Source organism: Streptomyces sp. NPDC054796 (genome assembly GCF_053611545.1).
Map to the genome: position 1 here is coordinate 128,977 of NZ_JBSHAO010000001.1, position 12,111 is coordinate 141,087.

At 72.4% G+C, this 12,111-nt stretch carries 12 protein-coding genes; 5 read left to right on the forward strand and 7 right to left on the reverse strand.

The window, feature by feature from the left end; all coding sequences use genetic code 11:
• Positions 1-2: 2 nt before the first annotated feature.
• The 4 genes from ACWGJ2_RS00555 to ACWGJ2_RS00570 form a co-directional block, all read right to left on the reverse strand.
• The gene (locus ACWGJ2_RS00555; RefSeq protein ID WP_453343690.1) at positions 3-1,970 is read right to left on the reverse strand and encodes a molybdopterin oxidoreductase family protein; all 1,968 of its coding nucleotides are present in this window, start codon (positions 1,968-1,970) and stop codon (positions 3-5) included.
• A 10-nt stretch (positions 1,971-1,980) separates the two neighbouring features.
• Positions 1,981-2,973: a 2-dehydropantoate 2-reductase gene (locus tag ACWGJ2_RS00560; protein ID WP_453343691.1), complete on the reverse strand. Its 993-nt coding sequence runs from the start codon at positions 2,971-2,973 to the stop codon at positions 1,981-1,983.
• 186 nt (positions 2,974-3,159) lie between these two features.
• A complete protein-coding gene (locus tag ACWGJ2_RS00565; RefSeq protein WP_453343692.1) occupies positions 3,160-3,291 on the reverse strand; it encodes an MFS transporter small subunit in 132 nt (43 codons plus the stop codon).
• On the reverse strand, positions 3,288-4,691 hold the full coding sequence (locus ACWGJ2_RS00570; RefSeq protein ID WP_453343693.1) for an L-lactate MFS transporter: 1,404 nt from the start codon (positions 4,689-4,691) through the stop codon (positions 3,288-3,290). Before ACWGJ2_RS00570 ends, ACWGJ2_RS00565 begins: the two co-directional genes overlap by 4 nt.
• Positions 4,692-4,903: 212 nt before the next feature.
• Here ACWGJ2_RS00570 and ACWGJ2_RS00575 point away from each other — a divergent pair, with 212 nt between their 5' ends.
• A complete protein-coding gene (locus ACWGJ2_RS00575; RefSeq protein ID WP_453343943.1) occupies positions 4,904-5,416 on the forward strand; it encodes a phosphatase domain-containing protein in 513 nt (170 codons plus the stop codon).
• Positions 5,417-5,496: 80 nt separating this feature from the next.
• Here ACWGJ2_RS00575 and ACWGJ2_RS00580 read toward each other — a convergent pair whose 3' ends face one another.
• Positions 5,497-6,342, reverse strand: a complete 846-nt coding sequence (locus ACWGJ2_RS00580) for an IclR family transcriptional regulator (protein WP_453343694.1) — start codon at positions 6,340-6,342, stop codon at positions 5,497-5,499.
• Positions 6,343-6,365: 23 nt separating this feature from the next.
• Here ACWGJ2_RS00580 and asnB point away from each other — a divergent pair, with 23 nt between their 5' ends.
• Both asnB and ACWGJ2_RS00590 read left to right on the forward strand, forming a co-directional pair.
• Positions 6,366-7,955, forward strand: coding sequence for an asparagine synthase (glutamine-hydrolyzing) (gene asnB / locus ACWGJ2_RS00585; protein ID WP_453343695.1), 1,590 nt, complete (start codon positions 6,366-6,368; stop codon positions 7,953-7,955).
• A 133-nt stretch (positions 7,956-8,088) separates the two neighbouring features.
• Positions 8,089-8,766 carry a GntR family transcriptional regulator gene (locus ACWGJ2_RS00590; protein ID WP_453343696.1) on the forward strand — a complete coding sequence of 226 codons (678 nt, stop codon included), beginning with the start codon at positions 8,089-8,091 and terminating at the stop codon, positions 8,764-8,766.
• A 10-nt stretch (positions 8,767-8,776) separates the two neighbouring features.
• On the opposite strand, the gene ACWGJ2_RS00595 is transcribed toward ACWGJ2_RS00590, so the two are convergent.
• The gene (locus tag ACWGJ2_RS00595) at positions 8,777-9,130 is read right to left on the reverse strand and encodes a hypothetical protein (protein WP_453343697.1); all 354 of its coding nucleotides are present in this window, start codon (positions 9,128-9,130) and stop codon (positions 8,777-8,779) included.
• 265 nt (positions 9,131-9,395) lie between these two features.
• Here ACWGJ2_RS00595 and ACWGJ2_RS00600 point away from each other — a divergent pair, with 265 nt between their 5' ends.
• Positions 9,396-10,385, forward strand: coding sequence for a winged helix-turn-helix domain-containing protein (locus tag ACWGJ2_RS00600; RefSeq protein WP_453343944.1), 990 nt, complete (start codon positions 9,396-9,398; stop codon positions 10,383-10,385).
• 25 nt (positions 10,386-10,410) lie between these two features.
• Here the strand turns inward: ACWGJ2_RS00600 and ACWGJ2_RS00605 are convergent, their stop codons facing one another.
• Complete coding sequence (locus tag ACWGJ2_RS00605; protein WP_453343698.1) at positions 10,411-11,250, reverse strand: helix-turn-helix transcriptional regulator; 840 nt, start codon at positions 11,248-11,250, stop codon at positions 10,411-10,413.
• A 102-nt stretch (positions 11,251-11,352) separates the two neighbouring features.
• On the opposite strand from ACWGJ2_RS00605, the gene ACWGJ2_RS00610 reads away from it, so the two are divergent.
• Positions 11,353-12,066, forward strand: coding sequence for an SDR family NAD(P)-dependent oxidoreductase (locus tag ACWGJ2_RS00610; protein WP_453343699.1), 714 nt, complete (start codon positions 11,353-11,355; stop codon positions 12,064-12,066).
• Positions 12,067-12,111 lie beyond the last annotated feature (45 nt).

Consider the following 12,111-nt stretch of genomic DNA (forward strand, 5'->3'; position numbering starts at 1 on the left):
TCTCAGCTCCTCACGGCCGGGACGGGCAGCTTCTCGATCCGGATCGCCGACGCCTTGAACTCGGCCGTGCCCGCGATGGGGCAGTTGGCCTCGATCGTGAGTGTGTTGGTGTCGACCTCGTCCGGAAAGTGCATGGTCATGAACGCCAGCCCCGGGCGCAGCCCCGGGTCGATCCACACGGGCGCGACCACCTCGCCCCGCCGCGAGGCCACCCGCACCCTCTCCTCCGGGGCGACGTCAAAGCGATCCGCGTCCTCCGGGCTCAGCTCGACGTACTCGCCGCGCCGCATCGGGGAGGCGAAACTCCCGCTCTGCACACCGGTGTTGTACGAGTCCAGCCTGCGCCCGGTCGTCAGCCGCAGCGGGAACTCCTCGTCGGTCAGGTCGACCGGCGGATCGTGGTGGACGATGCCGAACGCGGCGAGCGTTCCGTGCCGCGCCGGTTCCCGCTCCCACAGCCGCCCGTGCAGGAAGCTGGGCTCGATCCGCTCGGTGCTGGGGCAGGGCCACTGGATGCCCTGGTGCTCGGCCAGCCGCTCGTACGTCATCCCGAAGTGGTCGGGGGAGAGGGAGCGCAGCTCGTCCCAGACGGCCTCCGCGTCCGCGAACTTCCAGTCGTGGCCCAGCAGTCCGGCCAGCTCGCAGATGATGTCGATGTCCTCGCGCGCCTCGCCGGGCGGGCTGACCGCCTTGCGTACGCGCTGGACACGGCGCTCGCTGTTCGTCGTCGTGCCGTCCGTCTCGCACCAGGCGGCGGTGGCGGGCAGCACGACGTCGGCCAGCTCGGCGGTCTTCGTCAGGAAGATGTCCTGCACCACCAGGTGGTCCAGGCGCCGCAGCCGCTCCACCGCCTGCTCGCTGTCGGCCTCGGACTGCGCCGGGTTCTCACCGATGCAGTAGACGGCGCGCAGCTCCCGCGACTCCATGGCCTCGAACATGTCGGTGAGGTTGAGCCCGTAGCGGGGCTGGATGGTGGTGTCCCAGAACGTCTCGAACTTCTCGCGTGTGGCCGGGTCGAGGATGTCCTGGAAGCCGGGGAAGCGGTTGGGGATGGCGCCCATGTCGCCGCCGCCCTGCACGTTGTTCTGTCCCCGCAGCGGCTGGAGGCCCGAGCCGTGGCGGCCCACGTGCCCGGTGAGCAGGGCGAGGTTGATGAGGGCGCGGACGTTGTCGGTGCCGTTGTGGTGCTCGGTGATGCCCAGGGTCCAGCACAACTGGGCCCGCTCGGCGGTGGCGTAGGTGTGCGCCAGATCGCGGATGGCCTCCGCCGGAACCCCGGTCACCTTCTCGGCGGCGCTGAGCGTCCAGGGCTCGACCTCGGCGGCGTACGCGTCGAAGCCGGTGGTCGCGCGCTCGATGAACGCGCGGTTGGCCAGCCCGGAATGGATGATCTCGCGCCCCACGGCGTGCGCGAGGGGGATGTCGGTGCCGACGTTCGGGCCGAGCCAGCTCTCGGCCCACTCGGCGGTCGAGGTGCGGCGCGGATCCACCGCGTACATGCGGGCGCCGTTGCGGATGCCGCGCAGCACGTGCTGGAAGAAGATCGGGTGAGCGAAGCGGGCGTTGGAACCCCACATGACGATGAGGTCCGTCGTCTCCACCTCCTGGTAGGAGGAGGTGCCGCCGCCCGAGCCCAGCGCCGCTGTGAGCCCCGCGACGCTGGGCGCGTGACAGGTGCGGTTGCAGGAGTCCACGTTGTTGGTGCCCATGACGACGCGGGTGAACTTCTGCGCGACGTAGTTCATCTCGTTCGTGGCCCGCGCGCACGAGAACATCCCGAAGGCGTTCGGCCCGTACGTGTCCCGTACGGCGCGGAAGCCGTCGGCCGCGCGCGTCAGCGCCTCCTCCCAGCTCGCGCGGCGGAACTCGCCTTCCTTGGTGTCCCGCACGAGCGGTGTGGTCAGCCGGGTGTACTGCCGGGGGCCCCTGGGATCCTTGGAGGCCCCGGGGGTGCGGTCGCGTTTCCTCATGGTGCGCTCCTCACGCTGCGCTCCGGAGGGTCCGGGCGAGCAGGTCGGTGACGGCGTGGATCGCGCAGAGCTTCGGCACCCGGGTGCCGGTCAGCGCGGCGAGTTCGACCACGGCGGCGAGCAGCACGTCCAGCTCGAGCGGCTTGCCCCGCTCCAGGTCCTGGAGGGTGGAGGTCTTGTGCTCGCCGACCCGCTCGGCCCCCGCCAGCCGCCGCTCGACGGAGACGTCGGGGCGGCAGCCCACCGCCTCGGCGACCGCGAGCGTCTCGCGCATCATCGTGGTCACCAGTGCCCTGGTGTCGTCGTGGCGGCAGATCTGGGCCATCGTCGCGCGGGACAGCGCGCTGAGCGGGTTGAAGGCGATGTTGCCGAGCAGCTTGATCCAGATGTCGTTGCGCACGTCGGGCTCGACGGGGCACTTGAGCCCTCCGGCCCGCATGGCCTCGCTGAACTCGTGGCAGCGCTTCGAGCCGTCGGCGGCGGAACCTTCGGGGTCCGGTTCGCCGATGGAGAAGCGGGTGCCCTCCAAGTGGCGTACGACGCCGGGGCCTTGCAGCTCGGTGGCCGCGTAGACGACGCACCCGATGGCCCGGTGCGGCGGCAGGACGGCGCTGACCGCGCCGTCCGGGTCGACGCTCTCGATGCGGCGGCCCTCGTACGGGCCGCGCAGGCCGTGGAAGTACCACCAGGGGATGCCGTTCTGGGCCGCGACGACGGCCGTGTGTGCGTGGAGAAGGGGGTGTACGAGCGGCCCGCACGCCGCGTACGAGTTGGCTTTCAGGCCCAGGAACACATAGTCGACGGGGCCGATCGCGGCCGGGTCGTCGGTGGCGTGCACCCGTGCGGTGAAGTCTCCGCGCGGGCTGAGCACCTGGACACCGTGCTGCCTCATGGCCGCCAAGTGCGGTCCACGGGCGATGAGATGGACGTCGGCTCCCGCGCGGTGCAGCGCGGCCCCGACGTAAGCGCCGATCGCACCGGCGCCGACGACTGCGACTCTCACGTGTAGCTCTCCGTTCGGTTGAGGGGGACCGACCGAGGGTTGAGCTCAGGCGCCAAATAGGCGACAGAATACTGTATACAGATCCGGAGCGAGAGGGGGCAAGAGTCGTGCGGCGGGTTCCTGACAGCGCGGTGGCCGGGACCCTGGGGTCCCGGCCACCGCGCCGCTGTTTCTCGTTCCTGCTTCCTAGCCCGTGAACAACTGGGTTGCCTTGCGGATGAGTTCGTAGAGGCCGTAGGCGAGGGGGACGCCCACCCAGAGCCAGGCGCCGACCGCCAGTGGTGTCCTGGACCTGGGCGTGCTGGTGTCGTCCGTCATCGGGAGGCCTCCTTGGTGGCGCTGGGCGCGGGATCAGGCGCCGATGCCTCGTCGCGCACGTGGTGTCTGGGATGCACGGGCCGCACCAGCTCGTTGGCGACGAAGCCGACGATCAGCAGCCCGATCATGATGGCGAGCGAGAGCCCGTAGAGCCCGGGACCGCTGTGTCCCGTCTCCTCCTGCGCGTCCGCGACGCGGTTGACGATGAGCGGCCCGAGCACGCCCGCCGTCGACCAGGCGGTGAGCAGCCGCCCGTGGATCGCGCCGACCTCGTACGTACCGAACAGGTCCTTCAGGTAGGCCGGGATCGTGGCGAACCCGCCGCCGTAGAAGGAGAGGATGACCAGCGCGCAGACGATGAACAGCGGCTTGGAGGAGTCGCCGAGCCGCTCGATGCCCAGGTACATCAGCGCGCCGACGCCGAGGTAGATCCGGTACATGTTCTTGCGCCCGATGAGGTCCGACGTGGAGGACCACAGGAGGCGGCCACCCATGTTGGCGAGCGAGAGCAGCGCGACGAAGCCCGCCGCGGCCGAGGCGGAGACGGGCGTGGAGGTGCCGGAGAAGAAGTCGGTGATCATCGGCGCGGCCTTCTCCAGGATGCCTATGCCCGCCGTCACGTTCATGCACAGCACGACCCACAGGCACCAGAACTGCGGCGTCCGCACGGCACTGCGCGCCGACACCTGTGCCGTGGTCACCATCGCGCGGCTCTCGCGCTGTTCCTGCGGCTTCCGGTTCGGCGGCTGCCACCCCTCCGGTGGCACCCGCACGAGCAGGACGCCCAGCGACATGAACACGGCGTAGACGATCCCGTGCACGAGGAACGCGGTGGCTATGCCGCCGCTGTCGGAGCCGAAGCCCTCCAGCATCTGCGACGACCAGGGCGAGGCGATCAGCGCCCCGCCGCCGAAGCCCATGATGGCGATGCCGGTCGCCATGCCGGGGCGGTCGGGGAACCACTTGATGAGGGTGGAGACGGGCGAGATGTAGCCGATGCCGAGTCCGATGCCGCCGACGAAGCCGTAGCCGAAGACCACCAGCCAGAACTGGTGGGTGGCCGCGCCGAGTGCGGCGAGGAGGAAACCGGAAGAGAAGCAGATGAGCGAGACGGTCATCGCCCAGCGCGGGCCGTTGCGTTCGACGAGGGTGCCGCCGAACGCGGCGGAGAGCCCGAGCATCACGATGCCGAGCTGGAAGGGCAGCGCACTGGCCGTGCCAGAGAGGTGGAGGGCCGATTCGAGGGCCGGCTTGAAGACACTCCACGCGTACGCCTGCCCGATGGAGAGATGCACGGAGAGTGCGGCGGGCGGTACCAGCCAGCGGCTCCAGCCTGCTGGGGCGACACTGCGAGAGCGGCTGAGCACGCCCTTGCTGAGGTTGGGGGGAGGCGACGTCATGGTTCGCAAGGCTAAGGAGATGAGGGCCGCCATGGCTAGTGGTTCAGAGCTGAACAATGAGGTGGGGAGGGGTGCCGGCGGGTGACGAGGGGGGAGAAAAGGGGAGATTGGAGGGTCGGGAAAGAGACACCGGGGCCGCGTCGGGCGGCCTGGCCGGTGCGCGCATAGGCTGGTCCCGTACGCGACCGGAGACGTCGGGAGGCACGCCAGTGGTGCGAGGGAAGGGTTCGCGGGCCCGGGACGGGGAGGCGAGGGCGCTCGCGGTCTTCGATCTGGACGGCACCCTCTCGGACACCCGGCACCGGCTGCACTTCGTGAAAGGGCCGAAGCGCGACTGGAACGCCTTCTTCCGCGCCGCTCTCGACGATGCGCCGCTCCCCGCGGGCATCGCACTCGCCCAGGAGTGGGCGCGCGAGTGCGACCTCGGCTATGTGACGGGCCGCCCCGAACGCTGCCGCCGCGACACCGTGCGCTGGCTCGAAGCGCAGGGCCTGCCGACGGGCGAGCTGTGGATGCGCGACAACGCCGACCGCCGCCCGGCCCGCGTCGCGAAGCCCGCGCTGCTGCGACGGCTCGCCGCCGAGCGTACGGTCGCCGTGGTCGTGGACGACGACGTGCGGGTCTGCGAGGCGTACCGCGCTGAGGGCTTTCACGTCATCGAGGCGGACTGGATGGCGGACTCGCCGACGCTCGAAGCGGCGCAGGAGGAGTCCGGCCGCACCTGATGCCCCCCGCCCGCATCCGGGGCCCCGCCGCCCGCACCGCCCCCACCCGTGACCGCAACCGCCACGCGTCACCGCCCCCGTCACGGACGGGCCCCGTTCAGCGCGGCGGACAGGCTGCGGGCCGCCTCCGTGACCGCCTCGGTCACCCGGGGCAGCGCCTCGGCGGGCAGCCGGAAGACGGGGGCCGAGACGTTGACGGCCGCCGCCACGGCACCCCGGTGGTCGTGCACGGGCGCGGCGACGGCGACCAGACCCGGCTCGTACTCCTCGGCGGCCACCACGTGCCCCAGCGCCCGCTCCGCACGCAGCCGTTCCAGCACAGCGCCCACCGAGCGCGGCGCTTGCTCCGTACCGGGCAGCGGGCCCGTACCGCCGCCCTCGTCGCCGCCCGGTCCGTCGGCGCCGAGCAGTGCCGTCACCTCGCTCTCTGGCAGGCCCAGCAGCAGTGCGCGCCCGGCCGAGGTGCAGTTGAGCGGGGAGGCGCGGCCGATCCACTCGTGTGCCTGAAGGCCGCGCGCGGGCCGTTCGGTGAGCACCGTGACGGCGCTGTGCGCGGAGAGGACCGTCAGGTAGGCGGGCTCGCCCAGGGCGTGGACGAGCCCGCGCAGCACGCCGGGTGCCTCGCGTTGCAGGCGGTCGCCGCTCGCCGAGGCGGCGAGCGCCAGCACCTCCCAGCCGATCCGGTACTCCAGCGTCCGCGCGTCGCGCTCCACGAAACCCGCCTCGGCCAGGACCTTCAACGTCCTGCTGACCTGCGACTTCTCCTTGCCCAGCGCTTCCGCGACGGACTGCACCCGCAGCGGCCCCGCACGCAGGGCGCGCAGCACGTCCAGCGCCCGGTGCACGCTGCTCAGACTCTCGTTCGCCATGGCGCCCACCCTGCCCGTCGCGTGCGTATGCGGCAACTCGCGATGCGCGATCGGCATCACACCTGCCTAGGGTCGGCGCCATGTGTGGAATCGCCGCGATACATGTGACCGATGAGGCAGCCCACGGGGCGCCCGACGAGGCCCTGGGCACGCGCATGCTCGACCGGCTCGCGCACCGGGGCCCGGACGACAGCGGTACGCGCGTGTGCGGGACACGCTCCTGGCTCGGGCACCGTCGGCTGTCGATCGTGGACCTCGACGGGGGCCGCCAGCCGCTGCCCGCGACCTCCCCGCCCCCGCCCCTGTCCCCGCCCCCGTACGACGGCTGGTCCCTCGTCTGCAACGGCGAGATCTACGGCCACGCCGAACTGCGCGCCGCCTTCGGCGAGGAGCACTTCACCTCCACCTCCGACTCCGAGGCGGCCCTCGTCCTGCTCCGCGAGCGGGGCCCGGAGGAACTGGACCTGCTGAGTGGGATGTGGGCGCTGTGCGCGGCGGCGCCCGACGGGCGGTTCGTCGCGGCGCGCGACCGGGTCGGGATCAAGCCGCTGTACTGGGCCCGCACGCCGGGCGCCGTCCACTTCGCCTCCGAACTGCGCGCCTTCGACCCCGAGGTGCGCCACGCGGCCGAGGCGTTCCCGCCCGGCTGCTCCTGGACGCCGGGGGAGGGGCTGCGCCGCTTCGCGGAGCCGGTGCCGCCGCGCGGGAGCCGGGCGTCGGCGGCGGACCGTTCGGACTGGGAGGGCCTGCCGGAGCGGGCCGTGGAGAAGGCCACGCGCGAGGTCGTCGCCGACTCCGTGCGGCGCCATCTGATGGCGGACGTGGAGGTCGGCGTCTTCCTCTCCGGCGGGCTCGACTCCGGCCTGGTCGCCGCCGTCGCCGCCGAGACGTATGCGCGCGAGGGGCGGCGGCTGAAGACCTTCGCCGTGGGCACCCCCGGCTCAGCGGATCTGCCGGCCGCGCGCGAGGCCGCCGCCTTCCTGGGCACCGAGCACCACGAGGCGGTGCTCGACCCGGCGGAGGCGGTCGCCGCGCTGGAGACGGTGGTCGCGTGCGTCGAGTCCTTCGACGCCAGCCTGATCCGCAGCGCCGTGCCCAACTGGTTCCTGGCGCGCCTCGCCGCGCGCCACGTCAAGGCCGTGCTGACGGGAGAGGGCGCCGACGAGCTGTTCGCCGGGTACGGCTACTACCACGAGGCGCACCCGGAGCCCGCGGCCCTGGAGCGCGAACTGCGCCGCACGGTGGGCGCGTTGCACGGCCTCAACCTCCAGCGCTGCGACCGCGTCACCATGGCGCACGGGCTGGAGGCGCGGGTGCCGTTCCTCGATACGGAAGTGATCGGGCACGCCATGTCCCTGCCCGCCGAGGTCAAGTCCCTGGAGCCGGACGGCATGGAGAAGGGGCACCTGCGGCGCGCGTTCGCGGGGTGGCTGCCGGAGGGGCTGCTGTGGCGGCGCAAGGAGGAGTTCGGTACGGGGAGCGGTGCGCGGGACGTGCTGGGCGCGGGCTGGGAGGAGCGGATCGGTGACGCGGAGTTCGCCGCCGCACGCGACGCGGAGGGTGCGCCGGAGCTGCGCGGCAAGGAGGAGCTGGCGTACTACCGCGCCTTCTGCCGTGCGCTGCCCGGCGTACGTCCGCAGGCCGTCCTCACCCGCTTCGCGACGGGGTGAGCACGCAGACCGTTCACGCGCCGCACCGCACCGCGCGCTGTGAAGCGGGTCACGGAGGCGTGAAGGGTGCTTCACAGTGCACTCCGTAGACTGTAGACAATAGCCACGCTGTCGAGTCGTCAGGGAGTCGTCCATGCTGTCAGCGGGACTGCCGCAAGGCGCCGTGCCCAAGCTGGAGCGTCCTGGGCCGCTGCGCGAGCGGGTCTACGACGCGTTGTTGGAGCTGATCACCACTCGCGCGCTGAAGCCGGGCCAGCACCTCGTGGAGAGCGAACTGGCCCAGCACCTCGGGGTGTCACGGCAGCCCGTGCGGGAGGCGTTGCAGCGCCTCAACACCGACGGCTGGGTCGATCTGCGCCCGGCGCAGGGCGCGTTCGTGCACGAGCCCACCGAGGAGGAGGCCGACCAGCTGCTGACCGTACGCACTCTGCTGGAGGCCGAGGCCGCGCGCCTGGCGGCGGCCAACGCGGACAAGGCGGGCATCACCGCGCTGGAAGAGCTGTGCGTACGGGGCGAGGCGGCGGTGGCCGAGGACGATGTGGAGGCGGTCGTCGAGGCCAACGCCGCGTTCCACGCGAAGGTCATGGACCTCGCGCGGAACGCGGTGCTGTCCGAGCTGGCCGCGCAGGTGGACCGCCGGGTGCGGTGGTACTACACGCCCATAGCGCGGCAGCGCGGCCTCCAGTCCTGGATCGAGCACCGCGAGCTGATCGCCGCCATCGCGGCCCGCGACGAACAGGAGGCGACGCAGGTCATGCGCACCCACACGGAGCACACCCGGCAGTCGTACCACGAGCGGGACCGCTCCTAGGCGGTGCGGCTTACCCCGGTGTGCAGGCCTGCTCGCCGTGGATCACCTGGCTCTGGCCCCCGAACACTTCCAGGACGGGGTAGACGCACTCCTTGGCCAGGTAGGTGTTCCACACGCGAGTGCCCGTGGTCCCTCCTGCCCCGAGGTAGTGGTGAGTGCCATCCATGTTGTAACCGCCGCCGCCGGTGTTCCGCCAGCCGACCCGCACCTCGACGGCCCCGCCCGCGTGCTTCCAGTAACCGACTCCGATGGCGCCGTTCGAACCGGCCGTGCCGGTGATGTCGATGCACAGCGTTCCGTTGCCGATGTCCGTGCACTTCTGTGTGTAAGCCTGCGCCGACTGATCGTCGGCCTGAGCGCTCATCGCGGGCATCGTCGCGATGAGGACGGACGCTCCCAGCGTGGCAAGCACGCGACCTCGTGACCGTAAAGGCATCGGAACTCCCCTGTCGTTGTGATGGGGCGCCCGCCTTGGGCGCCCCGGTCAAGACGGTCGGATCGTAGGCCGCTGGCACTTGCCAAAGCCCGGCTTTCGATCAGAATCAAAACCTCACGACACGCACCACGCGCACCACACGCACGTCACGCAGTTCACTCGCTCCCCTGGGGGTTCCTTGATACGCGTGCACATGCCGGCCGAGCGGCTCACCCGTCTGCGCTGGGCGGTGTCCCCGGTGGGCGAACTCGCCGCCGCGCTGGTCGCGGCCTCCGAGGCGCCCCCGGGGGATCCGTCGGTGGCGCGGGTCCGCGCGCTGCTGCGCTCCGGCAGGATGCCGACGCTCGCGGCCGTCGCGCGCGGCTTCACGGTGTATCTGCCGGAGCTGCTGACGCCACCGGCGCGCGGCTTCCTCCCCGGCGTCGAAGAGCAGTTGCACGCCGTCGCGACGGCGCGGACCAGCCAGGTCGGGGCGCAGTTCACGGCCTTTCTGGCAGGGGGGACCGCGCGTCGCCGACGCTGCCCGTGGCTGAAGGGCACGGATCTCGACGGCGCCGACGACCAGGTGCGCGCCCGCATCGAGACGAGCGAGTCAGGGCTGCGGGAGCGACTGGCCGGAGAACTTCATCTGCTGTGGTCGGAGCTGCTGGCCGGGCACTGGGCCGGGTTCGTCGCCGGGTACGAGGACTTCGTCGAGCGGCAGGCCCGTACGACGGCGCGCCACGGGCTCGGGGACAGTCTCGCGGCGCTGCACTCGTCGATGGCGTGGCGGGGCGGGGCGCTGGAGATCGCGTCCCCGCACGTGGGGGAGGTCGGCGGCGCGTCTCCCCTCACGCTGATCCCGTCACGGTTCCTGCGCCGCATCGCCCTGCACTCTCCGCTGCTGCGGCAGGGCGGGCAGCTCGTCGTTCCGGTGGCCGCGCCGGAGGACACGCGGCGGGTCCACGTCGCCCCGGTGCTCGGCGTGACCCGTCTGGCGATCCTGGAGAGCCTCACGCGGCCACGGACCACCACGGAGCTCGCCGCCCGCCACCACCTCACGCCGGGCACGGTGTCCTTCCACCTCTCCCGCCTGCTGGCCGCCGACCTGGTGCGACGTGCGCGCGCCGGGCGCCTCGTCCACTACAGCGCCACGGCGCGGGCGCGCACCCTCCTGCGCGAGGCGGGTGACCGGGGCGACTGAAACCGCGGCCCCCGGGGGCGCCGGGCTACCCCGCGAGCGTCTGCGTGCCGAGCACCGTGAGCAGCGCGAGGCGTGAGGCATCCTCGGTACCGGGCTCGGCGGTGTAGACCATGATGCGCAGATCGCTGCCCGTCACGGTGAGCACGTCGCAGTCCAGCGTCACCGCGCCCACCCGCGGATGGTCGACGGTCTTGCGCGTGGCCTCGTGATGGCCGACGGCGCCGGAGTCCCACAGCTCGGCGAAGCGTTCGCTGTGCGCCCGCAGATCCGCGATCAGGCGGCGCAGCCGCTGGTCGGCCGGATAGCGCGCCGCGGCGGTGCGCAGGTCCGCGACCAGCTTGGCCTCGAACGCGCGCCGGTCCTCCGGGGTGTGCCGGACCCGGGAGCCCTGGCCGACGAAATTGCGCCACACGCCGTTGCGCTCGTGGCCGCGCTGCCCCGACATGTCTCCCATCAGGGCCACGTAGGGCGGGTTGGCCACGAGAAGTGTCCAGGCGGCGTCGTAGACCGCGACGGGCGTGCCCGTCAGCCGGTCCAGCAGCCGCTGCACGCCCGGGGTGAGGTGCGCGGGGACGGTCTCCGGGCCGGGCGGCGCCAGCCCGGCCAGCTGGAAGAGGTGCGCGCGCTCCGTCGCCGTCAGCCGCAGCGCCCTGGTCAGCGCCTCGACGACCTGCGTCGACGGGTGGGAGGCGCGGCCCTGTTCGAGCCGGGTGACGTAGTCGACGGAGATCCCGGCCAGCAGCGCCAGCTCCTCGCGGCGCAGCCCGGCAGCCCGCCGCTGTCCGCCCGCGGGCAGCCCCGCGGCCTCGGGCGGTATCCGGTCGCGCCAGCGGCGCACGGCCTGCCCGAACTCCGCTCTCGCCATGTGCCTCAGTGTGCACCGCGCGCCGTCGGTGTGCCTGGTACCGGTGGTCCCAGGAAGCGGGGACGACTGGCCGGCCGTCCGACGCGGGCGGAACGTGGGGGCATGACCACCACACTGATCACCGGAGCGAACAAGGGTCTCGGCTTCGAGACAGCGCGCAGGCTCGTCGCCGAGGGGCACACCGTCTACGTCGGCAGCCGGGACGCCGGGCGCGGACGCCGGGCCGCCGAGAAGCTGGGCGCGCTGGCCCGGCCCCTCCTCCTCGACGTGACGGACGACGCGTCCGTCACGGAGGCCGCGCGGGCCGTCGAGGCCGACGGCGGACTCGACGTGCTGATCAACAACGCCGGGGTCGAGGGACGGGCCCCGGACGGCGGGGTCGTCGGCCCGGCCGACGTGACAGCGGACGCGATGCGCGCGCTGTTCGAGACGAATGTGTTCGGCCTGGTGCGCGTCACCCACGCGTTCCTGCCGCTGCTGCGCCGCTCCGCCGCGCCGGTCGTGGTCAACCTCAGCAGCGGGCTGGCCTCACTGACCCGGGTCTCCGAGCCGGGCACACCGACGCACGCCTACCCGGGCGTCGCCTACCCGGCGTCCAAGACGGCCGTCAACATGATCACCGTGCAGTACGCGAAGGCGTTCCCCGGCATCCGGATCAACGCGGTGGAGCCCGGCTACACCGCGACGGACCTGAACGGGCACACCGGCACCCAGACCGTCGCCGAGGGCGCCGAGATCATCGTCCGCATGGCGCTGGTGGACCCCGAAGGGCCGACGGGCGCCTACGTCGACGCCGAGGGGCCGCTGCCCTGGTAGCCCTGTCGTCCTTCCGCTCCGCGCCCCTTCGGGCACGGCTTTGTC